General features: G+C 40.3%; 21 protein-coding genes. 12 read left to right on the plus strand and 9 right to left on the minus strand.

Annotated elements, in window-relative coordinates:
• The first annotated feature begins 329 nt into the window (after window positions 1-329).
• The 3 genes from pepN (at window position 330) to EXE29_RS00340 (ending at window position 4047) form a co-directional block, all read left to right on the plus strand.
• A complete protein-coding gene (pepN, locus tag EXE29_RS00330; RefSeq protein WP_120363610.1) occupies window positions 330-2939 on the plus strand; it encodes an aminopeptidase N in 2610 nt (869 codons plus the stop codon).
• Between the two features lie 327 nt (window positions 2940-3266).
• The gene (locus tag EXE29_RS00335) at window positions 3267-3473 is read left to right on the plus strand and encodes a hypothetical protein (protein WP_106984924.1); all 207 of its coding nucleotides are present in this window, start codon (window positions 3267-3269) and stop codon (window positions 3471-3473) included.
• A 124-nt stretch (window positions 3474-3597) separates the two neighbouring features.
• A complete protein-coding gene (locus tag EXE29_RS00340) occupies window positions 3598-4047 on the plus strand; it encodes an RDD family protein (RefSeq protein WP_106984923.1) in 450 nt (149 codons plus the stop codon).
• Between the two features lie 213 nt (window positions 4048-4260).
• Here EXE29_RS00340 and EXE29_RS00345 read toward each other — a convergent pair whose 3' ends face one another.
• Both EXE29_RS00345 and EXE29_RS00350 read right to left on the minus strand, forming a co-directional pair.
• Entirely contained in the window at window positions 4261-4707 is a 447-nt protein-coding gene (locus EXE29_RS00345; RefSeq protein ID WP_120363611.1) for a universal stress protein, read from the minus strand.
• A 114-nt stretch (window positions 4708-4821) separates the two neighbouring features.
• Entirely contained in the window at window positions 4822-5265 is a 444-nt protein-coding gene (locus EXE29_RS00350) for a universal stress protein (RefSeq protein ID WP_106984921.1), read from the minus strand.
• 253 nt (window positions 5266-5518) lie between these two features.
• On the opposite strand from EXE29_RS00350, the gene EXE29_RS00355 reads away from it, so the two are divergent.
• The 3 genes from EXE29_RS00355 to EXE29_RS00365 all read left to right on the plus strand — a co-directional run bounded on the left by EXE29_RS00355 (window position 5519) and on the right by EXE29_RS00365 (window position 7553).
• A complete protein-coding gene (locus EXE29_RS00355) occupies window positions 5519-6511 on the plus strand; it encodes an alpha/beta hydrolase (RefSeq protein ID WP_410159302.1) in 993 nt (330 codons plus the stop codon).
• A gap of 134 nt (window positions 6512-6645) precedes the next feature.
• A complete protein-coding gene (locus tag EXE29_RS00360) occupies window positions 6646-6990 on the plus strand; it encodes an SMR family transporter (RefSeq protein ID WP_117007584.1) in 345 nt (114 codons plus the stop codon).
• A complete protein-coding gene (locus EXE29_RS00365; RefSeq protein WP_117007585.1) occupies window positions 6990-7553 on the plus strand; it encodes a TetR/AcrR family transcriptional regulator in 564 nt (187 codons plus the stop codon). Before EXE29_RS00360 ends, EXE29_RS00365 begins: the two co-directional genes overlap by 1 nt.
• Before the next feature lie 69 nt (window positions 7554-7622).
• Here EXE29_RS00365 and leuE read toward each other — a convergent pair whose 3' ends face one another.
• The 3 genes from leuE to aceR all read right to left on the minus strand — a co-directional run bounded on the left by leuE (window position 7623) and on the right by aceR (window position 10365).
• On the minus strand, window positions 7623-8270 hold the full coding sequence (gene leuE, locus EXE29_RS00370; RefSeq protein WP_120363612.1) for a leucine efflux protein LeuE: 648 nt from the start codon (window positions 8268-8270) through the stop codon (window positions 7623-7625).
• A gap of 125 nt (window positions 8271-8395) precedes the next feature.
• Window positions 8396-9385 (minus strand): transaldolase, encoded by a 990-nt coding sequence (tal, locus tag EXE29_RS00375; protein ID WP_117007587.1) that lies wholly within the window; start codon window positions 9383-9385, stop codon window positions 8396-8398.
• Between the two features lie 89 nt (window positions 9386-9474).
• Complete coding sequence (gene aceR / locus EXE29_RS00380; protein ID WP_117007588.1) at window positions 9475-10365, minus strand: HTH-type transcriptional regulator AceR; 891 nt, start codon at window positions 10363-10365, stop codon at window positions 9475-9477.
• Window positions 10366-10490: 125 nt separating this feature from the next.
• Here aceR and aceI point away from each other — a divergent pair, with 125 nt between their 5' ends.
• Entirely contained in the window at window positions 10491-10922 is a 432-nt protein-coding gene (aceI, locus tag EXE29_RS00385) for a chlorhexidine efflux PACE transporter AceI (protein WP_120363613.1), read from the plus strand.
• A 91-nt stretch (window positions 10923-11013) separates the two neighbouring features.
• Here aceI and EXE29_RS00390 read toward each other — a convergent pair whose 3' ends face one another.
• Complete coding sequence (locus EXE29_RS00390) at window positions 11014-12537, minus strand: acetyl-CoA C-acetyltransferase (protein ID WP_120363614.1); 1524 nt, start codon at window positions 12535-12537, stop codon at window positions 11014-11016.
• 241 nt (window positions 12538-12778) lie between these two features.
• On the opposite strand from EXE29_RS00390, the gene EXE29_RS00395 reads away from it, so the two are divergent.
• The 5 genes from EXE29_RS00395 to dnaX all read left to right on the plus strand — a co-directional run bounded on the left by EXE29_RS00395 (window position 12779) and on the right by dnaX (window position 19656).
• On the plus strand, window positions 12779-14170 hold the full coding sequence (locus tag EXE29_RS00395; RefSeq protein ID WP_120363615.1) for a 3-oxoacyl-ACP reductase: 1392 nt from the start codon (window positions 12779-12781) through the stop codon (window positions 14168-14170).
• A gap of 155 nt (window positions 14171-14325) precedes the next feature.
• Window positions 14326-15180: a MaoC family dehydratase gene (locus tag EXE29_RS00400; protein WP_120363616.1), complete on the plus strand. Its 855-nt coding sequence runs from the start codon at window positions 14326-14328 to the stop codon at window positions 15178-15180.
• 96 nt (window positions 15181-15276) lie between these two features.
• Entirely contained in the window at window positions 15277-16536 is a 1260-nt protein-coding gene (locus EXE29_RS00405; protein WP_120363617.1) for a serine hydrolase domain-containing protein, read from the plus strand.
• Between the two features lie 83 nt (window positions 16537-16619).
• Window positions 16620-17081, plus strand: coding sequence for a copper resistance protein NlpE N-terminal domain-containing protein (locus EXE29_RS00410; RefSeq protein WP_117007594.1), 462 nt, complete (start codon window positions 16620-16622; stop codon window positions 17079-17081).
• A gap of 349 nt (window positions 17082-17430) precedes the next feature.
• Complete coding sequence (dnaX, locus tag EXE29_RS00415; protein WP_120363618.1) at window positions 17431-19656, plus strand: DNA polymerase III subunit gamma/tau; 2226 nt, start codon at window positions 17431-17433, stop codon at window positions 19654-19656.
• A gap of 14 nt (window positions 19657-19670) precedes the next feature.
• On the opposite strand, the gene EXE29_RS00420 is transcribed toward dnaX, so the two are convergent.
• The 3 genes from EXE29_RS00420 to EXE29_RS00430 all read right to left on the minus strand — a co-directional run bounded on the left by EXE29_RS00420 (window position 19671) and on the right by EXE29_RS00430 (window position 22553).
• A complete protein-coding gene (locus tag EXE29_RS00420; RefSeq protein WP_120363619.1) occupies window positions 19671-20120 on the minus strand; it encodes an acyl-CoA thioesterase in 450 nt (149 codons plus the stop codon).
• Window positions 20121-20269: 149 nt separating this feature from the next.
• Complete coding sequence (locus EXE29_RS00425; RefSeq protein ID WP_106984906.1) at window positions 20270-21082, minus strand: OmpW/AlkL family protein; 813 nt, start codon at window positions 21080-21082, stop codon at window positions 20270-20272.
• A gap of 310 nt (window positions 21083-21392) precedes the next feature.
• Window positions 21393-22553, minus strand: a complete 1161-nt coding sequence (locus EXE29_RS00430; RefSeq protein WP_120363621.1) for an iron-containing alcohol dehydrogenase — start codon at window positions 22551-22553, stop codon at window positions 21393-21395.
• Window positions 22554-22594 lie beyond the last annotated feature (41 nt).

Below are 22594 nucleotides of genomic sequence, written 5' to 3' on the forward strand. Positions count from 1 at the left end.
TGAAATTTGACATAGATTACTTGTGCACATTCCTTAAGTTTTAGTGAATTTGTTATTTAGGTGTATGTTCGCTGATAAAACTTAATTAGCGTGCTTAAGAGCTGTTGCGCTTACAATTGTATTGTGAGCTTGGTTTTTAATCTGCGCAAATATACAGCGGGCATCATAAATATTCAGCGAAAGCAATTGAAATGAGTGCGCTTTATTCCCATATACATTACAAATGAAATGCACAGACAGCTAGAAAAACTTATCGTATGATCTAATGCATTGCCCATTTTAAGAATCGTCAGCTGTCTAGACGTTTAAATAAAGGATTAGGACTCTATATGAATATTGCAGCACATCCAGTAGTTGAAGCAGACCAAACTGTTTATTTAAAAGATTATCAAAAGCCGTCTTTCCTTGTAGATTCTATTCAGCTAGATATTCAAGTCTTTGATGAAAAAACGCATGTTTACGCAAAACTCGATATGCAACGCCAAACGGCAGGCGATCTTGTTCTTTTAGGCCGAGACTTGCAACTACAATCCATCAAAGTGAATGGTCAAGTTCTAGCAGAAAATGAATATCAACTTGACACAGAACAACTGTCAATTGCGAATGCACCTGAACATGCTGTAATTGAAACGCATGTCATTATTCATCCAGAGTCGAATACACAACTTGAAGGTTTATATTTGGCGGGTGGCGATTTATTCGTTACGCAAAATGAGCCTGAAGGTTTCCGTAAAATTACCTTTTACCCAGACCGTCCAGATGTGTTGTCGGTATTTACCACACGCGTAGAGGCAGATAAAAAATTCCCTGTGCTTTTGGCTAATGGTAACTTGATTGAAGCCGGTGAGGCGGGTGAAGGTCGTCACTATACGGTATGGCAAGACCCAACTAAAAAACCTGCTTATTTATTTGCCTGTGTCATTGGTGATTTAGCTGTATTAAAAGACTCATACGTCACTTCTGAAGGGCGTAATGTTGCCTTAGAAATTTATGCAGAAGAAAAAGATATCGCGAAATGTCATATTGCGATGGAAGCCTTAAAGCACTCTATGCGTTGGGATGAAGAACACTACGGTCGCCCTTATGACTTAGATAACTATATGATTGTCGCGACTAGCGCTTTCAATATGGGCGCAATGGAAAATAAAGGCCTGAATATTTTTAATACTTCATGTGTATTGGCAGATGAAGAATATACAACGGATGCCGCCATTATGCGTGTGCAGTCTGTGATTGCGCATGAATACTTCCACAACTGGACAGGTAACCGTATTACTTGCCGTGACTGGTTCCAATTGTGCTTAAAAGAGGGTTTGACCGTTTTTCGTGACCAGTCTTTCTCTGAAGACCTACAATCAGCTGCGGTACAGCGTATTGATGATGTTGCTGTACTTAAAGCACATCAATTCCCAGAAGATTCAGGCCCGCTGTCACATCCGCCACGTCCTGACCATTTTGTTGAAATTAATAACTTTTATACGGCAACAGTCTATGAAAAAGGCGCTGAAATTAACCGCATGATGGCGACTTTGCTCGGCAAAGAAAAATTCCGTGCGGGTACAGATGAATACTTCAAGCGCCATGATGGCCAAGCAGTAACTGTCGAAGATTGGGTAGCTGCTTTAACTGCAGGTTCGGGTGTAGATTTATCAAGCTTCCTGATCTGGTATAACCAACCAGGTACACCAAAATTAGAAGCGCAGGGTGAATACGATGCAACTGCACAAACTTACCGTTTAAGCTTAAAGCAAAGCCTAAAAGCACATCCTAAATATCCAAATTTAAAAGCAGTGCCGATTCCTGTGGCGCTTGCACTCTTTAATAAAGCGTCTGGCGAGCAATTGGTGTTAAATTCTGATGCATTGTTTGAAAACGCCGTAAAAGATGGTGTGTATTTATTTGATCAAGATGAAGCTGTGATCGAATTTACAGGCGTAAAAGCACAACCTGTTGTTTCATTGCTACGTAGTTTCTCCGCGCCGGTAAATCTGGAATTCAACTATTCAGATGAAGAGCTTGCATTCCTTCTGCAGTATGAAACCAATGGCTTTAACCAATGGCAGGCGGCGCAGAGCCTGGTCGAAAACATTCTACTGAAAGATCATGATGCGCAAATTTATTTAGATGCGATCAGTTCGCCTAAGCTGCTGCCTCAATTGGTCTGCAAAGATCCGTTATTGGCTTCACGCTTGTTGGATGTTCCGGCTGAGGGCTATTTGGGCAGCCGTATTGATGAGAACTACAATCCAGCCATGATCCAAGAAAAGCGCAATGCTTTACTTACCGCTGTTGCGCTGTCATTTACCGGTTTTTGGAAAAATATTTATCAAACATTAGAAGCGCCTGCAGAGTTCAGTCAGGCAATGGGTGTGCGCGCGCTGAAAAATATCGCTTTGAATATGATGGCGCGTCAGGGGGATGAGTCAGTATTTGATTTAGCCTTTGAACAGTTTAAAACCACGCAAAATATGTCTGAACGTTTAGGCGCTTTAAAAGTGCTGGTTTGGAATGATGCGCCGCAAGCCAAAGAAGCATTGGCGGATTTCTATGCACGCTTTAAAGGTGAAGCGCTGTCGATGGATCAATGGTTCATGGTGCAGGCAGCGCATCCGAAAGCGACAGCTGAATCTATTCAGGCATTAACGCAGCATCCGGATTATGATTTGAAAGTGCCGAACCGTATCCGCGCAGTATCTGGCGGCTTGAATGCCAATCCTGTAAATACATGGAGCTTTGGCGTGCAGCATTTTATTGGGCTTGCGAAGTACCTTGATGAGAAAAACCCAATTGTCGGTTCACGTTTATTGCAAGCGTTGTCACGTTGGTACACTTTGGCAGAACCACAGCGCTCGGTGGTAAAAGCGGAATTGGAGGCTTTAAAACCTCAAGTAAAATCTAAAAACGTATCAGAAACTCTGAACAGTATGTTAAGCGTATAGTGCGAAAGGGTTGGCTTAAAGCCGGATGTTCGCATCCGGTTTTTTTATGTCTATTGTGTATATAAAGTTAATTTAAAAATAAATTTAAACTTATGAAATAAAAAAACATCCTGTAAAAATGATGTTTTTTTAAATGAGGTATATTGAATAATTCATTGTTTTAATAATGCTAAATTATTAAATTTATGTGAAAAGTGTTATGTATTTCACGTTTTAGGAGTACAATTATTTAAATACATTACATTTTATAGTGTCTGACTGTAATAAATGTATCAAGTGAAAGAGTTGATGAGACTCAGTTAGTGTGAGCGAAATTTTGAGGCTGTTATGTTAGTTAAAGTTGAAGATGGCTTTTATTTAAATACCCAACATATTATTGCAGTGCGAATTTCTAAGAGTCAAAGTGGCGGTTTTACCGTTGCAACAGAGTACACCCCAAACAGCGTGCAAAAAAATGCAGTATTCGAAAAGCATTTTGATACTGGCTTAGAGGCAGAAGTATTTTTGCAACATTTGCATAAAGCTATGAGTTAATTCAAATTTCAAGTGATATTAAAAATCCTTCAATAGAAGGATTTTTTTATACAAAATTACAATTTAGTCTGTAAATAGACTGCTTTATAGTAAGTGAATAAAACAAAAAACAAGGATAATTCACATGCTTCAGGAACCTTCTCAATATGCAGGATTTTGGATCCGTACAGGCGCGTGTATTATCGATTCCTTTATTTTATTGATTATCATGTTGTTTCTTCTTTTTTGGTTTTACCAAGGGGATTGGGATTTAATTTTAGATACGGGACGTTCTGAGCAATTATCCGTATTATGGTTTGATGTCACGATTAATTATATTTTACCTTTTATTTTAACTTTATTGGTCTGGCACATTTGGTCGGCATCGCCTGGGAAAATTCTTTTGGGGCTTAAAATTGTAGATGCCACCACAGGTGACAAAATAAAACCCTTACAATCGTTGATACGTTATTTGGGCTATTTCCCTTCATCATTGGTATTTGGATTGGGTTTAATTTGGGTTGCATTTGATCAAAAGAAACAAGGTTGGCATGACAAAATGGCCAATACCGTTGTTATTAAAAGCAATGAATAAATTGTAGTTTGGTCAAAAAATGAATACAACTTTGATTGAAATGAACCGCAATAAATTAATCTGCGGGCTAGGATTATTGTAAGTCACTAGATTCTAAAAAAGCATTTTCTACATTGGCACGAGTAAAGCTTTAAATTTTATGCTGTTACTGAGATGTAAAAAGCCCAATCGAAAAGGATTGGGCTTTTTTTAATTATATTTTTTTGCTTGAATTTAGACTTTGACAATTAGTACAGGAATTGGTGATTGGGTCAGGACATTTTGAGCTACACTGCCGAGCATAACTTTTTGAATACCTGTGCGACCATGAGACCCCATAATAATTAAGTCTGCATTGACTTCATCAGCCACTTGAATAATACCTTGTGAAGGAGATACCCCATGAATAAGTTTGATATTCACACTGAGGCCATCACGAACAAAAGATTGTTTTACATCTTCTAGGCGCTCTTTGGCATTCTTTTCTGCTTGCATAAAGTAGTCCGTAATTGCTGGGGCAACTTTATAAAAATCGACACCAACAAAGGGATCAATTGCAATCACGCTCATGATAGTGACTTGACTTTTTAGGTCTTGTGCCAAGCTTAAGGCTTGTTCTACAGCAGCATAAGCCATAGGGGATTCATCTAAAGCAACAAGAATGTGTGAATATGCGCTCATGTTAGACTCCTTAAGTCATCACATTATTATGGTGATACATTCATAAAAAAACGTGTGATTTTTGTGTTGTTGTAAATCGCTTAAAACGGTGACTCATTGGGATCGTAGTGAGTTTTAAGATTTTACAATCAGTACAGGTAATTCAGTATTACTTAATACATCTTGTGCGAAACTACCGAGCAGGATTTTTTGGAAGCCTTTACGGCCATGTGAACCCATTACAATCAGATCGGCTTTGTATTGTTCGGCAGTTGCCACTACGCCTTCGGCAGAAACAAGACCTTTTACCACTTCTGTTGATGCATCTACGCCAAGATCTTTTGCAATTTGAGATGCTTCAAGCAATGCTTTTTCGGCATTTTCATAGGCTTGCACAAAGTAATCACGCATGATGGCAGTTGAGTAGTAGAAGTCAGCATCAGTAAATGGATCTTCTGCAACCAAGCTAATCAGCGTTAATTTACTATTGAAAGCAATAGCAAGTTGAGCTGCTTTTTTAACAGCAGAAAGAGAGATTTTTGAACCATCTACAGGGACTAAAATTTGTTGATAAGCCATGAGAAAAACTCCAGTATTTATCTTTATCAATGTATTCTTTATACATAGCATATTGCGTGTAAAGGTTCAATTTTAAATGGAAAATAATATTTGATTTCATATAATTAAGTTAATTAAATGCCAATTGATTGGCAAATAATTCACAGTAAAATGCTCAGCTTTTGACTAGTTTTTTCTGTTTTGCGATCCAGATTAATTATTCTGTATTTAAAGGTATAATTTGTGTTTGGTATTATTTGTTGTGAGCGGAATCATGCATAAAACAGGAATGACAATTTTAAGTGTTTTACTGATGTTACAGTTATCTGCATGTCAATCAACAAAGTCCAATAGCCGTGTGATTGCAGGTGTATTTAATGCATCGACCCAAATCCAAAAAAAATTCATTGATCGACACGCACCTCAACATATCAAGGTATATAACAATATTCCTTATATGCAAACGCCAGAGCTTAGACTTGATTTATATCAACCTACTTATGTGGCGCAATTAGTACCTCGACCTGTTATTGTTTGGATACATGGCGGCGGTTGGATTTCTGGCGATAAAGAACATGCACGTGGCTATTTTAAACGTCTTGCAGATGCTGGTTATAACGTGGTGTCTGTACAATATCAATTTGCACCTGAAGCAATTTATCCCACACAGTTACATCAAATAAACCAAGCGATTGCTTATATTCAAAAGCATGCGACTCAATACCATTTAAATGCACAACAGATCTTTTTAGCTGGAGATTCGGCTGGGGCAAACATGGCTAGCCACTACGCCAGTTTTGTGAGTAATCCTGGATATGCACAATCTCAAAACTTTAAACCCGTTTTAGAACAAACAGATTTAAAAGGTCTGATTTTGCATTGTGGCATTTATGATTTAAGTGATTTTGTACACATGGCTCCAGAAGAAATTAAATTATTAGAATGGGGGATTGTCAATTTAGTACAAGCTTATACAGGGGATCGAATGCAGGATGTTGATTTCTTAGCCAGTATTTCACCACGTCAGCATTTGAGCGCAGCGTATCCGCCTGTCTTTATCAGCGGGGGAAATAAGGACTTTTTAACCCAAAGCCAATCCATGCCATTTGTGCAAAGTTTAAAACAGGTTAATGTTCCCGTAACTGAAGTTTTTTACCCAGAGAGCAAAGAATTATTGGTTCATGAATATCAATTTATGATGGGTAAAAAAGCAAGCCAACAAACTTTGCAAAAAACCTTTGAATTTTTAGCGCAATATGCGCCCTAAGATCATATAAAAACTGCATTCAAGTAGCATCGATACACAAAGTAGTGATTCACAGATACACGTATGGGCTTGCATTCTTTTTATAAAACTATAACATACCGACCATACGGTATGTTTTGATGAGTGTAAATACAATGAATCCGATTTATATGGCTTATGCCATGCTGGCCTTAGCCATTATTACTGAGGTCACAGGTTCTACTTTTTTGGTAAAATCTGAGGGCTTTACAAAGTTTTGGCCATCGATAGCTGTTGTTGTGCTGTTTTGTATTGCATTTTATTTACTGTCACAAGTAATTAAGGTTATTCCATTGGGCATTGCTTATGCCATTTGGGCGGGTGTGGGTATTATTTTAACTGCTGCAGTGGGCTATTTTATTTTTAAACAAAATTTGGACTTGCCTGCAATGCTGGGTATCGCACTGATTGTTTCAGGTGTATTGGTGATTAACTTATTTTCAAATTCAACGGGGCATTAATGGATAATCCTTACAAGCGGAAAAAAGAACCTGAGCGAGTCCGACAACGTATTTTAGATGTGGCGATTCAGTTGACCGCAGATAAAGGTTTATCTGGTGTGTCTTTGCAGGCTGTTGCTGATTTATCCGGTGTAACGAAAGGTGGTTTACTCCACCATTTTCCGAATAAACCCGCTTTAATTCATGGGGTTGTTAGTACTGTGTTGCAAAGATTCGATCAGGCTTTTGAGGAATATATGGCGCGAGACCCTGAGCCTTATGGCCGCTTTACCCGTGCTTTTATTCATTTTACCTTACAGCGTGATGCGCAAGAAATTGGCAGTTTATGGACAGCGATTTCTATGGTCATGCTGACGGATCAGGCGTTTAATGCACAGTGGATTGAATGGTTAAATGGGCGTTTGGTTTTACATGCAGAGACAGACAGTGGCATTGAGTTGCAACTTTTACGCTGTGCGGCTGACGGTCTTTGGCTGACTATGTTTACAGGGGTAGATGATCCAGATGAAACACAGCGTTTAGAGTTGGAGATGATGCGCCGTACTTACCGCAATGCGCCATAATTTCAGTTAGGGACAAATAATTATTGTCGTTAAAAGATCCCTAATTCATCTTAAGTATGGTTTTAGTGTTTAGAGTGATGAAAATGCCAATTTCAGCCCAAAACCGCAAAATAAAATGCCGACACTGGCAACACAGCTGGCAGTTAAGCGTTTACGTGCAGTAAAGTAAGACGCCAATTTTGCGCCTGAAAAAATTAAAATAGTTAAATAGCTCATGCTAATGATTTGCAGCACGATAGCTAACATGGTGAATGTTAAAGCAGGGTACGGGTAATTGGGATCTGCAAACTGTACGAAAAAAGACAGATAAAACAAAATTGCTTTGGGATTTAAAACGCTGATGGTAAGCGCAGTTTGGAAGGGCTTTAATGACGAAAGATCTTCTTTTTGCTGTACAGCTTGAGGTGCATCGGAAGTGCGCCAAGTGTCATAGGCAGCCTTTAAAAGCTTAATGCCTAAGTAGCTTAGATATGCAGCGCCCACAATTTTTAATAAAATAAACAGCCAAGGAAATGCATGCAGTAAAGATGCTGCACCTAAAGCCGTTAAAATAATCAGAATTAAATCGCCACTATAAACACCAAAAGCACCTTTATAGCCAGCGCGAATACCGTAGCGTGAAGCGATGGTCATTACATAGATGGAATTTGGACCCGGAAGTAACACAATCAATGTTGTGCCAATAATAAAGGTCGTTAAGTCTGTAATGCCAAACACGTGATTTTGCCAATAAAAAACTGATGCCGTCAGTATAACAACATCAGTTTTAGAGTGGACAAGATATGTAGATAAATTAGAAAATTCACCTGATTTATAAAAGCTTCTATGCGTAAAGCAGAGAATTAAGCTTTAATTTCTTGTGATTCACCAAAAGCTTGGCGTAACAACTGACTCAGCTGTTCGCGTGCTTTAATAAATCCATCAATACCACCTTGCAGTAATTGGAATGACATTAAGTCTTTTTCCAGCTGTGCTTTAAATCCAGTTTCTGTGAGCGGACTGATTGGGTGTTCAGTGTGTGGATGTGTATGATCTGCAGAAAGTTGCGCTTCTACCGTACGTTGATCTTGCGCTAATGCATCTAATAGGTTCGGAGAGACGGTCAGTAAATCACATCCAGCTAAGCCTAGCACTTGATCGACGCTACGGAAGCTTGCCCCCATAATTTCAGTGCGGATGCCATGCTGTTTATAGTAGTGGTAGATTTGTTTTACAGACAATACGCCAGGATCTTTTTCAATCGGATAGCTGTCCACATTTTCTGCTTTTTTGTACCAGTCTAAAATACGACCTACAAAAGGCGAAATGAGCGTAACCTTTGCATCTGCACAGGCTTGAGCTTGGTGTAAGCCGAATAACAGCGTCAGGTTGCAGTGAATACCTTCAGCCTCTAATACTTTGGCTGCTTGTATGCCTTCCCATGTAGATGCAATTTTAATCAAAATACGGTTTTGGTCTACACCGTACTGTGCATAAAGTGCCAACAACTCTTTAGCTTTTGAAATTGTAGCTTCAGTGTCATAAGACAGCGCTGCATCAACTTCTGTTGATACGCGACCTTCGACCAGCTTTAAAATTTCCGCGCCAAATTTTACCGTTAAAATATCAATAGTACGCTCAATCAAAGCATCATGCTGTAAACCTTCTTGCTGTGCCTGCAGATAAGCGGCCTCAATTAAAGCCATATTTTCAGGTTGGTTTGCGGCCGCAGTAATTAAAGAAGGATTAGTTGTTGCATCCAGTGGACGGAATTTTTCAATCGCAGTTAAGTCACTGCTGTCTGCAACGATCGTTGTTAAATTTTTTAATTGAGTTAAAGCTGTATGTGTCATTTAAATCTAGTTCTTAAAGTTATTGCCCTTGATTTAGTTATATCATAAAGACTGTACAGCAAAAGTGCCTGTGGCTATTTTTAAGACATTTAAACGGTGTTTTTACGCAGTTTTTTTACATAATCTATTAAAAAACGCGCAGCCGTGCCCTGAAGGCTTTCTCGATTCCATACCAAATCTACAAAATAATCAAACTTTGGGGTGAAATCTGAAAAGTTTAAAACTTTAAGTTGTTTTTTCAGAAATGGATTTTCATCCAGCATTTCGACAGGTAAAACTCCCCAGCCAAGGTTTTGTAAAATCATGGCACAGGCTGAGTGATGGTTGTCTGTACGCCAGTAATTTTTTGAAAATAAGAGTTCAGGCCGAATATTGCGGTCACGACTGGCAACGACAATTTGTCTACTTTGTAAAATTTGTTCAAAACTTTGCTGTGTAAATTGTGCAAGGGCGTAGTTCTTCGCTGCCACAGGAATCAAAGCTTGTTGTTTAAGTTCAATGAACTGCTCATTGCTTTCAAGCTGTTCACGTTCAAACATCAATGCAAATTGTGCCGTGCCATTGATCAGCATTTTTTGTGCATCTTCTTGGGGGGCTGTAAAGATATTAATTTGCAGTGTGGGAAATTGGGCTTCCAGTGCAGCAATATAATCCGTCCAGCGGGTATGCAGTAGCTCAGATACGACAACAATATTCAATTCAGATTCAAGTCCCGTGCTGAGCGACCGTGCAAGCTGTTTCCATTGATTCATTTCGATGAGTAGCTGTTCAGCTTTTTCATATAATATTTTTGCATGTGAAGTAGGGACTGGCTCACGGCCAATACGTTCAAACAGCTGCAGATTTAAATCAATTTCTAAGTTGGCAATGGACATGCTGACAGCAGAAGGTACTTTTCCTAAAGCCCGCGCAGCGGCAGAAAAAGAACCTGTTTCCATGACTTTTTTAAAAATAATCAATTGTTCTTGGTTCAGATTCATAGGAATCTCTTGTGAAGCTAAATTTACGTTAATCTATCAAATAAATTGAAAGAAGCTAACTCGATCAATCAAAAATATACAAATAAAATAGGCTCATCTTAAACAAACAAGTTGAGTAGTTGAAAATGTTGATTTCCAAGAGAAGGATTGTTCATGCGCTGAGCTATGAAATTATCCTATTGGTGATCATTGCAATTGCGCTGAGTTTTATTTTTAAAATGCCAATGGAAGTTACAGGCACTTTGGGCATTGCTATGGCTGTAACCTCTGTAATTTGGAATATGATTTTTAACCATTTTTTTGAAAAATTTGAAGCAAAACGTAAACTGAAAAGAACAGTAGGTGTGCGTATTTTGCATGCAATTGGTTTTGAGGGCGGTTTAATGCTTGCGACTATCCCTATGGTGGCGTATGCGCTGAATATGTCTTTAGCCCAAGCCTTTATCACTGATTTAGTACTTACAATGTGTATTTTGGTTTATACCTTTATTTTCCAATGGTGTTATGACTACATTGAAGCTCAATTAGGCTATCAGCCTGCGCATAGATCTTCATAATGGACAGCGCAAAAGAGTGAGTACATCAAGAAATATTGTAAAAATAAAAAAGCACCTCAATTGAGGTGCTTTTTAAAATCTATTATGCAAATTATTTTTCTACAATTGCTGTTACGCCTTGGCCACCAGCAGCACAGATCGAGATTAATACGCGACCTGAACCTTTTTCATTTAGCAGTTTTGCAGCCGTTGCTAAAATACGTCCGCCAGTTGCAGCAAATGGATGACCTGCAGCAAGTGAAGAACCTTTAACGTTTAATTTAGTGCGGTCAATTGAACCTAATGGCGCATCTAGGCCTAAACGTTCTTTACAGAATTTAGGATCTTCCCAAGCTTTAAGTGTAGACAATACTTGAGATGCAAAAGCTTCATGAATTTCATAGTAGTCGAAATCTTGAAGGCTAATGCCAGCACGCTCAAGCATACGCGGTACTGCATAAGCAGGCGCCATCAATAGGCCTTCTTTCTTGCCAACAAAATCTACAGCAGCAGTTTCTTGGAAAGTTAAGTAAGCTAATACTTCGTGACCATTTGCTTTCGCCCATTCTTCAGAAGCTAAAAGCACACAAGATGCGCCGTCAGTAAGTGGCGTAGAGTTACCCGCAGTCATTGTACGGCCGTCACCTTTACCAAATACTGGCTTAAGTTTCGCAAGTTTTTCTACAGATGAATCTGGACGCAAGTTGTTGTCACGGTCTAAACCAAGGAATGGCGTGATCAGGTCATCGAAGAAACCTTCTTCGTATGCTTTCGCCATTTTTTGATGAGACGTCGCAGCAAGTTCATCTTGCGCTTCGCGTGGAATACCCCATTCAAGCGCTGTAATCGCTTGGTGGTCACCCATAGAAAGGCCAGTACGTGGTTCACCATTCTTAGGTGCATCCATCAAATCTTTGACATTAATTTTCGTTAATGCTTTCAGGCGCTCTTTACCCGTTTTTGCAATGTTTAATTCAAGCAATGCTTTACGTAAGCCATCACCAAATGCGATTGGCGCATCAGATGTCGTATCTACACCGCCAGCAACGCCTACGTCAATTTGACCTAAAGCAATTTTGTTTGCTACAAGGAATGCAGCTTGCAAGCCAGTACCGCATGCTTGTTGAATATCGTAAGCAGGTGTTTCTGGAGCAAGTTCAGTATTTAATACGCATTCACGTGTCATGTTAAAGTCACGGCTGTGTTTTAAAACTGCGCCTGCAACAACTTCGCCTAAGCGTTGACCTTGCAGGTTGAAACGTTCAACCAAGCCATTTAAAGCAGCTGTAAACATGTCAGTGTTAGAAGCTGTGAAAAAAGCGCCATTTGAACGTGCAAATGGAATGCGGTTACCGCCAATGATTGCTACGCGGCGAACTGAATTTTGGCTCATGTGTTTTTCCTGTTGAACAGAAGTTTGAGTTGTTTGTTTTGAAGCTGTAGTTTTAGACGCTGTACTTTTACTGCTGCTACGCGGCGCTGCTGAGCGTGTGCTGGCAGGTTTAGCGCTTGCTGCTGATTTGGCCGTTGTACTGGTTTTTCGAGCGGTGCGGCTAGATGCGGTTTTTGATGGTTTTGACACATCTTGTTCAGCAGAAGTTTCGACTGCTGGATTTTCTTGAGTAGTCTTGCTCATAAGGCTTTTCCAAGCATGTAAAAGTGTTTCTGAAGGCTACATTATCATAAACTCAGCAGTGCTGAATTGACTGGAATGACATTGCAGAATGCATTCAGGTCAAGTCATATCTACATTAACTCAAGTATGATTCAATGGAAACTGGTGGATCTATTGAAATATAAGGCCAATAACATCATATTGAAGTTTAAAGGATATCTTCAAAGCCATCAAAAAATTAATTTATTCGAGAGATACAAACATGACTGACCAATACCAAGCATTTTCAAAATCTCCAATTGGTAAATTTGTCATTAAAAATTTAGGATTGCCAGCACCGACTTTCCTAGAGCGTTTTGAATCTGCTTCTCCTGTGGTGAAAGGCGCTATTTTAGTCGGCGCTGCGCCAAACAGCACTTTGGCTGGTTCTATTGCTCAAGTTTTGGCAAATGTGCATGCAAATGGTTATGCAGGCAATAATGCAGAATTGCAACAGGCAGCGGCAAAAGCAGGTTTGAACCTAAGCGCATTTAATGAAGGCGACAAAGAATCAAAATTTAAAGTGGTTGTATTTGATGCATCGGGCATTGAAAACTCAGAACAGCTTCATGAGCTATATGCATTTTTCAACCCAATTGCACGCCAAGTTCAAGCCTCTGGCCGTGTGGTGGTTGTAGGTCTTACACCTGAAACTGCAAAAACTGCAAAACAGGCGATTGCACAGCGTGCGCTTGAAGGTTTTGTAAAATCTGTAGGTAAAGAATTCAAAAAAGGCATTGCGGCTAATTTGGTCTATGTAGATGCAGGTGCTGAAGCAAACCTAGAATCTGCGCTTCGTTTCGCGATTTCACCGCGTTCAGCTTATGTTTCAGGTCAAGTGATCCGTGTGTCGAAAGCGGACACAGTAGATATTGATTGGACTAAGCCACTTGCAGGTAAAACAGCTGTTGTGACAGGTGCGAGCCGTGGTATTGGTGAAGCGATTGCGCATGTACTTTCACGTGATGGCGCGCATGTGATTTGTTTAGACGTTCCGCAGCAGCAAGCTGACCTTGACCGTGTAGCTGGTGCAATTGGCGGTTCAACGCTTGCGATTGATATTACAGCAGGCGATGCAGGCGAAAAAATTAAAGCTGCGGCAGCTGCGCAAGGCGGTTTAGATATTATTGTGCATAACGCAGGTATTACTCGCGACAAAACTTTGGCAAATATGAAGCCTGAGCTTTGGGACTTGGTAATTAACATCAACTTGTCTGCCATTGAACGTGTGAATGACTATTTGTTAGCGAATGACGGTTTTAATGCGAATGGCCGTATTGTTTGTGTATCGTCTATTTCAGGCATCGCAGGTAATTTGGGTCAAACTAACTATGCTGCTTCTAAAGCAGGTGTAATTGGTGTGGTTAAATTTACAGCACCTACACTAACTAATGGTGTGACCATTAATGCCGTTGCGCCAGGTTTCATTGAAACGCAAATGACCGCTGCTATTCCATTTGCAATCCGTGAAGCGGGTCGCCGTATGAACTCGATGAGTCAAGGCGGTTTGCCAGTCGATGTTGCAGAGACGATTGCATTGTTTGCTTCAACTGCATCTACAGGTCTAAATGGCAACGTAGTACGTGTTTGCGGTCAAAGCCTGTTAGGGGCTTAATGCATCCCTCTTAAAATTCCCTCTCCTTTAAGGAGAGGGCTAGGGAGAGGTAAAATTTACTATAAAGGGACATGAGGCTACCCTCATCCCAGCCTTCTCCCAGAGGGAGAAGGGGCTTTTAAGACATTGAAATAAAAACTTCTCAAAGGTTCAGTATGAATACTCGCCATTTTAGTCAACTTCCAAAACCTTATTTGGCTTATCCAAAAGTCATCCAAGGCTTGATTTTTAAAAAGCCGAAAGGTGAAAAAGTGCTGCCGCAAGTTGAATATGTGGTGGATTCATTTCAAGTCGATGCAAAACACTTAAAAGCGTATAACGAAGTTTGCGGTTTTAAAAACAACGGCTATATTCCTGCAATTTACTTGGCGGTGCTGTCGCAAAGCCTGCAAATGCACATGATGACTACCGAAGCATTTCCATTTGCAATTTTAGGCTTGGTGCACATTCGTAACCAAGTGAAGCAAACCCGTAAAGTCGGTGTAAATGAACAGCTAAGCCTGTCTTGCAAGTTTGGCGAATTAAAGCCGCATGATAAAGGCGTACAGTTTGACTTTATTACCACTGCAAAAGTAGGTAATGATGTTGTTGTAGAGTCGCTGACCACTTATTTAGCGCGTCAAAAAACCGATGTAAAAGCTGCAGCAAAAACGGCTGAGAGCAAAACACCAAACTATCAGCTGGTTGCGGAGTGGGGGGTTTCTGAAAATACAGGACGTCGTTATGCAATGACCTCTGGTGATTTTAACCTGATTCATATTCATGCTGTTACAGCAAAAGCATTTGGCTTTAAACAAGCCATTGCACATGGTATGTGGAGCAAAGCGAAAGCATTGGCGAATTTAAGCCTGCCAGATGCGTATGATGCAGATGTTTGGTTTAAACTGCCGATGTACCTGCCGTCAAAAGTAGAATTTTTAACTGCGGCGAATTCATCTGAAACAGACTTTATGATTCGTAGTGCAAAAAATAAAAAACCGCATGTGACGGGTACAGTCACAGCGCTATAAGCCAAAAAAGCCTGATGTCTTCATTGCATCAGGCTTTTTTTCTGTCCGAAAATATGTCATATCATTTATGCCTTATAGCATTGGAGTTCAAAGGATATGAACCAGCTCAAAGAAGTTTTATTTGCAAGTACTGATCATTATTCAGGTGAAGCTGATGCATCTTTTCAAGATGCAGCAAAGCTGTTTAGTCGCTTACAGGATGCGCGTAGCACGCAAGGTGGCGCTGCGCTATGTGTCTATTTTAAGGGGCATAAAGTACTGGATATTTTTACAGGTCAAAAATCGGCAGATGAAAAATGGCAGTCAGATACACTTTCAATCTGCTATTCCACAGGTAAGGGTGTGCTCTCAACCTTGGCGCATATTTTAGTCAGTGAAGGCTTTATTGACTATGACGTACCAATTGCTAATTATTGGCCTGAATTTGCAAAAAATGGTAAATCTCATATAACGCTTAGACATATCTTGAGCCATCAAAGCGGTTTATATGACATCCGTAATAATATTGATCAGGCCGTTGAAATGGCAGATTGGCAACACATGCTCCAAGTAATGGAAAATATGACGCCACGTTTTGGTTTGGGTGAAGACATGGCATATCAGCCTCTAACCTTTGGCTGGCTGGTGGGTGGTGTACTGGAAAAAGCGACCAAGCGAAGTTTATCTGAGTTAATGCAACAGTATTTGGTCGGACCTTTGGCTTTGGACGGCGCGTATTTTGGTGTACCGCAGGATCAGTTTGAGCGCGTAGCTCGTCCATTGCCCAAAGCGCCACGTTCAAATGTAGCGCAGCCACAAAAATCTTCAGATCACTCGAAACAGCGTAAGACATCACCGATGGATAAGTTGATTGAGTTGAGTGGCCAGAATCCGCAAGATTTTCAGGACGCAATGATTCCTAAAAGCATGAAGCACTTTAGTTTCTTTAGTAATGAGGGCATTCAGGCCATCATTCCGGCAGCCAATGGTGCTTTTACAGCAGGAAGTTTGGCTAAGATATATGCCATGCTGGCAAATAATGGTGTATGGAATGGTCAAAAGTTGATTAAACCGGAAGTGTATCGAGTACTAAGTACAATCCAGAGTAAAAAGCGTGACCGAATTATGCCATTGCCGATGCATTGGCGACTGGGCTATCACCGAGTACTGAGTTTAGGAAAATCATCCAATGGTTTTGGTCATATTGGTTTTAATGGCTCAGGTGCATGGTGTGACCCAGAGCGTGATTTAAGCTTTGCATATACACATAACTTTCCAACAGGCTCACTGACGGGGGATTACCGTTTATGGGCGCTGACGCAGGAAACACTCCGCTGTGCAGACCGTGTGCTAAAAGGGCGGAAAGGCTGGCTTTAATTGCACATGCTGTACATTAATGGACGACGTATCGGTTTGTTTGTGCTATTTTTCCCGCCGAATGTATGACAGGCAGGCAACACATGAATAAGTCGATCTTAATTCCCTTAGTTTCTCTTTCTAGTTTGACTGTGACTGGTTTGGTGGGTTGTGAGCGTGCCTCCGAGACGACTGTAAAGCAAACAGAGGCTGTGCAAGTGAAACACATCGTCCCAGCTTGGGTTGGTAGTTATAGCGGGCATACGCCATGCATGAGTTGTAGCGCATTGTGTGAAGATTGTGAGGGAATGGCGGTTAAACTAACTTTAAATGCTGATATGACCTATACCTTAGATCGTCAAAGCATGAGTGGAAATGACCAGCCAGCTTTACTACATGGCGCGATGAAATTTCATAATCCAGAAAAGACTAAATTAGAGCTGGTGAATGTAGAAAGTCGTAATTTGCTGTATGTTAATTTAGCAAATAAACAGTTAGAAATTTTGAAGAATGACACCGCGCAACCTTATGATGCGCAAGATAACTTTTTACTTGAACGTGCCTAAATCTACATATTGAGCCAAAGTAAGCACTGATTAAAAAATGATTTTAAGCTGAATATCGATTGAATCAGTTAGCTACATCAGCTGACGGATACTTTACATCAGATATTGCAAAATAATCCTCAGACTTACCAAATCCCATGGTGGGCTGTGGCTGAATTGGAAAATCATCAAGTATCTTTTAAGTTATTGAGCCTGTTATTTTTACCGCTTAAACCAGAATGATAAAACAGGAAAACCGCCAATCGGCCGCAATTGAAATAAATTGAGTGATATAGCCACAGTGAGTCAAGAAGCGCATTCACTCTTCGTCAAAAAAACAGTATCCTTATGCATGTGAAAAGGAGCATACATGTATCAAGTACTTGCGCGAAAATACCGTCCACGCAATTTTAATGAACTGGTTGGCCAAAACCATGTCTCACGCGCATTAACCAGCGCTTTAGACCGTGGTCGCCTACATCATGCCTATTTGTTTACAGGGACTCGCGGTGTAGGTAAAACCACAATTGCGCGTATTTTAGCGAAATGCTTGAACTGTGAAACAGGGATTACTTCTACGCCATGTGAAGTTTGTGCGACCTGTAAGTCTGTCAATGAAGGGCGTTTTATCGACCTGATTGAAATTGATGCAGCATCGCGTACAAAAGTAGAAGATACACGTGAACTTTTAGATAATGTTCCTTATGCGCCTACGCAAGGACGCTTTAAGGTTTATCTGATTGACGAAGTGCACATGCTGTCTACGCATTCATTTAACGCACTTTTGAAAACGCTGGAAGAACCGCCTGAGCATGTAAAATTCCTGTTTGCGACGACAGATCCACAAAAATTGCCAATTACCGTCATTTCGCGTTGCTTGCAATTTACCTTACGTCCGCTGGCTGTAGATGAAATTACAACGCATTTAACCGATGTGTTACACAAAGAAAGCATCGAAGCAGAGCAGGATGCGATTTGGCAAATTGCAGAGTCTGCGCAAGGCTCACTTCGTGATGCGATGTCATTGACAGACCAAGCAATTGCTTATGGGCAGGGTGCTATTCATCACCAAGATGTCAAAGACATGTTGGGTCTGATTGATCGTACGATTATTTATGATTTGATTTTAGCGATACATCAAAATCAGCAAGCGCGGATTAGCCAGTTGTTAATGCAATTCCGCCAGCAAGCACTTGATGTTTCTATGGTGCTGGATCAATTGATTTCGACACTGCATGAATTGGCATTACTACAGTATTTGCCAGATTTAGCTTTAAAATACAGTGCTGAAATTAACCAAAAAATTATGCGTTTATCAGCGCAAGTCACAGCACAAGATTTGCAATTATATTATCAAATTGCTTGTAAAGGTCGAGCTGATCTACAGCTAGCAGTGACACAAGAGCAGGGTTTTGAAATGACCGTGCTACGTTTGCTTGCTTTCCGCCCAATGCAACCGAGTGAAATATCTGCATCAGCACCAGTACAAACAGCTCAACCAGTTGCACATGTTGAACCAGCAGCTGTAAGCGAAGCGCTAACACCTCAAAGCGATCAAACAGAAGCACATGCATCACCATTAGCAACAGATGCCCCTTTAACGCAGGATGAAAAAAACGAAGCGCTAAATTCTGATGGTTTTTTCTCTGATGAATATGATGACGAGCAAGATGACTTTAGATCGCAAGCAACTGTGAATGAGCCTTCATCAGATGATTTTTTGGATGAAGCTGAATTTGAGCTGTCTCCAGAGCCTGAAGGTACGAAACATCAGCTAGAGTCTGAGGTTCTAGTCGATGTTCAAATAAGCTCTGAAGCACATACGCAAAATGCGGATGCATCACAGATAGATCAAATACAGTCGCCTGATCAAAATCAAATTATTTTTGATCCATCGAATGGTGAAACATTATTTGGTTTAGATGCTTTGGCAGGGGGGGATCAAGTTGTAGATCTAACACCTGATTATGCCTTTGAATCTATTGCTCCCTTAGAAACGGTTATTAAAAATAGCCCTGTAACTGAAGCGCAAGCTGAGCCAGATCAAGACGGTGCAGAGGCTGGTTTATTTGCACAAGACATGACAGTTGCAGCTGTAGTAGAAAGTTTTGTACAGGAAGAAATAGTACAGCAACCTCAAAACTCAGTCACGGTATCATCTGCATCTGTTAGCCATCTTATGCCACAGGATATTTTGAAACTGCCTGTACAAGACCTACAAGGTGAATGGACAGTCGATAAGTGGGAATACTGGTTCCGTCATAGTGATTTGTCACCTGCTGTACAGGAGTTAGCACAACATGGGGTGATGATTGGCACAATTGATGGTGAGAGCAACTTCCATATTCCTAAAAAATATGAACAGTTGCTGACTCAAATGCAACACCTGTTGGAGCAAGCATTACACAGTGCTTGGCCAGCAACACGCTTTAATGTGGTGTATGGCGATGTGAGTGAGCGTACGCCTTATGTGTTGTTAAATGCACGTAAAGAGCAAGCGTATGTTCGCGCCTCAGAGTTATTGCATAGTGAGCCTACCGTGAAATCTTTAATCCAAGCATTTAATGGTGAACTACATAATATTCAACTGAAATAATCAGGTGGAATACATTATTCTTCATTAATTAAATCAATTAGATAGTGTTTTAAGGCATCTCGCATTTCTGGTGGAATCGGGGTGCTTTTTTTATGTTCACGTTCAACAAAAACATGTACAAAATTACCTTGTGCAGCAGCGTGATTTTGTCCTTGTTTAAAAATTGCCAAGTCATAGCTTAAAGAGGAGTTTCCAATTTTTTGAATGGCAACACCGACTTCAATAATCTCAGGGTAACTGAGTTCTTGCATAAAGTTGCAAGAAGAGCTCACCACTAGACCTATGATGGGAGAGTGGTGAATATTAAAGCCCGCTTTTTGAATTAATAAGGCATTGGCTGCTGTGTCAAAGTAACTGTAATAGGTGACGTTATTGACATGCCCGTACAAGTCGTTATCTGCCCAGCGGGTTTGAATAGGAAATATAAAGCGATATTGATTGCGTTGTCTGATCGTTGGTTTCATTTGGGTCGGTATTGTTATCAAGCATTATGTGTTTTTACTTTGCTACGCCAGTTTATTCAAGTAAAAAAAAAGCCATTCAAGCAATTTGAATGGCTATGGCAAAATGAAAGCTTAAAAATTAAAACAATAATTTTTTCTGTATTTTTGAGTTAGAAACGATAGCCAAGGCCTAAGTAGGTGACAACGGGATTAATTTCAATTTTACTTGATCCAAGTAACACCGTGTCACGGTCACCTGTGTTGCTATTACCAATGACATTAAGTTTTGCATCTGTCGAGAGATGAGCATAGCTGACAGACGCCGTACCAAACCAATTTTTAGTCAAATTCACATCAACACCTACCGTAGCAACGGGTGCAAAAGCATCATCGACTTTAATTTTGCCTAATTCAGGTTTAAGTAAACCACCTACAAGCGGATTATGCGTCTGTAGTTCTGTATTGATGGCAGGATCTGCTTTTACATTGCTGAAATGTGCGTACATTACACCTGCGCCCACATAAGGCCGAATACGGTTATTAATTGAGCCAAAGTGATAGCGTGCAGTGAAGGTTGGGGTATATGCATCTGTTGTTGCAATTTTATTAAATTGCTCTAAGTTTGCGACTGATCCAACAACTGGGAGGCTAATTTCACCTTTACCAGATAAATCCATTTTTGGCGGTGCACCTAAAACTAGTTCGAGAGAAACATTGTCATTAACAAAGTAATCAAGCATTAAGCCAGCAGTATCCGCATTTTGTACTTCAAAGCCAGCATTTGGAGAGGAGGCCTGTTGAGCGCCTAAAATAGGTGTTTTATCTGTTGTACTTCCTGAAACACCTTGCGCGCTACTTTGAGGCATGATGTGCAACCAGCCTGCTGAAACAGCCCATGTTTTTCCATCAGATGTAGAGGCATGAACCAAAGGCATTGCACCACATAGTGCGACCAATAATGCTGATTTTTTAATATGATTCATTTGCTTTTCCTTAGTCTGTATTGCGTCATACCATTTCAAATCCTGAAGTGGTTTTAGATATAAGTGTATGCAGTTAATACATGAAAAAGCTTAATAAATAAGAAAAATTACAATGTAAATGAAGCTATTTAAAAATATAAAAGTAATAAAAATTGTTTAAAAACAATATGGTTTGTTGTGATTGATTTTTAATCAACATCTAATGTGTTGAATTCGAATGTATAAATAAATCGCCATTTCACTGATTTAATAAACAGTAAAAGTGTAGGACTGTCGAATTCATCACAGCTAGACAGTCATAAATTATTATTTAAGCGTAAATTGCGTTGTAAATCTGTAGAGCATCCTGTTGTTGTAAGGGGCGTGGGTTGTTTTGTAGGAGCCGAGTTTGCAACATGGCATCAGTAGCCAACTCAGTTAATTTGGTATGTGGAATATCGAGCTGTTGCAATTTAAGCGTTAAACCACTCTGATCTAGATGGTTTTGCATGTGATCAATAAATAAATCACATAAGCCTGCTGTACATCCAGTGCTATAAGGGTCAAGCCATTGCATAAGCTCTGCGTAATGGCCTTTGGCTTCTGGTGCGTTAAATTTTAGAACTTCAGTCAGTACTAAAGCATTGCTATGTCCATGTGAAATGTGAAAATGCCCACCAAGCGGATAGGCTAAGGCATGTACTGCACCTACGGGTGCATTCGCAAATGCTTGTCCAGCGAGCATTGAGCCAACCAGCATGTTTTGTCGTGCTTCAAGATTATTTCCATCGTTGAGTACCAACGGAAGATTTTTATTTAATAAGCGAAGCGCTTGCTTGGCCAACATATCTGCATAAGGATTTTTCTTTATTTTAGAAGTGTAAGCTTCGATGGCATGCACCATAGCATCTATACCTGTGGCAGCTGTAATTGAAGCAGGTAAATTTTGCGTAAAGTGAGCATCCAAAATAGCGACATCTGCATATAACACAGGCGAAACAATGCCAGTTTTGGTGGTTTCACCTGTGGTGACGATAGAAATAGGAGTAACTTCTGAACCGGTTCCTGCCGTGGTTGGAACTAAGATCAGAGGCAGGCGTGGTCGCTTGGCATTGCCTACACCGTATAGGTCTTGAATAGTTTGATGCTGTTGAGGGTGCGCTAAGATCGCAATCACTTTAGCCACATCTAAAGAACTACCGCCGCCAAAGCCAAGTACGAGATCAATTTTTTCATTTTGTGCAAATTGTACTGCATCGAGGACCAAATGCTCAGGAGGGTCTGCTTGTACATTGGCATAAATTACATAGTCTTGTTTAAGCGTTTCCAATATTTCGACAATGGGTAAATGCAACTGATGAAGCAACATACCTGGATCAGTCACAATTAATACGCGCTTCGGGTTAAAGTCATGGAGCAGGTTTTTAAGCTCAAGAATTGAGCCCAACCCCGAAATAATATTACTCACCGTTTGAAACTGAAATTGGCTCATGACTTTATCCTTAATTTTTATATCTAAATGCGCATTATTGT

Origin of the sequence: Acinetobacter sp. WCHAc060006 (genome assembly GCF_004209135.1) — a bacterium.
Classification (GTDB): domain Bacteria; phylum Pseudomonadota; class Gammaproteobacteria; order Pseudomonadales; family Moraxellaceae; genus Acinetobacter; species Acinetobacter cumulans.

What these genes read in the sequence shown, in the direction of transcription:
- aceR (WP_117007588.1), bottom strand. Translation starts at nt 10,365, where the DNA reads ATGAATCTGAACCAAGAACAATTGATTATTTTTAAAAAAGTCATGGAA.
- EXE29_RS00410 (WP_117007594.1), top strand. Translation starts at nt 16,620, where the DNA reads ATGAATAAGTCGATCTTAATTCCCTTAGTTTCTCTTTCTAGTTTGACT.
- tal (WP_117007587.1), bottom strand. Translation starts at nt 9,385, where the DNA reads ATGACACATACAGCTTTAACTCAATTAAAAAATTTAACAACGATCGTT.
- EXE29_RS00345 (WP_120363611.1), bottom strand. Translation starts at nt 4,707, where the DNA reads ATGAGCGCATATTCACACATTCTTGTTGCTTTAGATGAATCCCCTATG.
- EXE29_RS00350 (WP_106984921.1), bottom strand. Translation starts at nt 5,265, where the DNA reads ATGGCTTATCAACAAATTTTAGTCCCTGTAGATGGTTCAAAAATCTCT.
- EXE29_RS00340 (WP_106984923.1), top strand. Translation starts at nt 3,598, where the DNA reads ATGCTTCAGGAACCTTCTCAATATGCAGGATTTTGGATCCGTACAGGC.
- EXE29_RS00390 (WP_120363614.1), bottom strand. Translation starts at nt 12,537, where the DNA reads ATGAGCAAGACTACTCAAGAAAATCCAGCAGTCGAAACTTCTGCTGAA.
- EXE29_RS00355 (WP_410159302.1), top strand. Translation starts at nt 5,519, where the DNA reads ATGCATAAAACAGGAATGACAATTTTAAGTGTTTTACTGATGTTACAG.
- aceI (WP_120363613.1), top strand. Translation starts at nt 10,491, where the DNA reads ATGTTGATTTCCAAGAGAAGGATTGTTCATGCGCTGAGCTATGAAATT.
- EXE29_RS00430 (WP_120363621.1), bottom strand. Translation starts at nt 22,553, where the DNA reads ATGAGCCAATTTCAGTTTCAAACGGTGAGTAATATTATTTCGGGGTTG.
- EXE29_RS00405 (WP_120363617.1), top strand. Translation starts at nt 15,277, where the DNA reads ATGAACCAGCTCAAAGAAGTTTTATTTGCAAGTACTGATCATTATTCA.
- EXE29_RS00360 (WP_117007584.1), top strand. Translation starts at nt 6,646, where the DNA reads ATGAATCCGATTTATATGGCTTATGCCATGCTGGCCTTAGCCATTATT.
- EXE29_RS00395 (WP_120363615.1), top strand. Translation starts at nt 12,779, where the DNA reads ATGACTGACCAATACCAAGCATTTTCAAAATCTCCAATTGGTAAATTT.
- EXE29_RS00425 (WP_106984906.1), bottom strand. Translation starts at nt 21,082, where the DNA reads ATGAATCATATTAAAAAATCAGCATTATTGGTCGCACTATGTGGTGCA.
- EXE29_RS00365 (WP_117007585.1), top strand. Translation starts at nt 6,990, where the DNA reads ATGGATAATCCTTACAAGCGGAAAAAAGAACCTGAGCGAGTCCGACAA.
- pepN (WP_120363610.1), top strand. Translation starts at nt 330, where the DNA reads ATGAATATTGCAGCACATCCAGTAGTTGAAGCAGACCAAACTGTTTAT.
- dnaX (WP_120363618.1), top strand. Translation starts at nt 17,431, where the DNA reads ATGTATCAAGTACTTGCGCGAAAATACCGTCCACGCAATTTTAATGAA.
- EXE29_RS00400 (WP_120363616.1), top strand. Translation starts at nt 14,326, where the DNA reads ATGAATACTCGCCATTTTAGTCAACTTCCAAAACCTTATTTGGCTTAT.
- EXE29_RS00420 (WP_120363619.1), bottom strand. Translation starts at nt 20,120, where the DNA reads ATGAAACCAACGATCAGACAACGCAATCAATATCGCTTTATATTTCCT.
- EXE29_RS00335 (WP_106984924.1), top strand. Translation starts at nt 3,267, where the DNA reads ATGTTAGTTAAAGTTGAAGATGGCTTTTATTTAAATACCCAACATATT.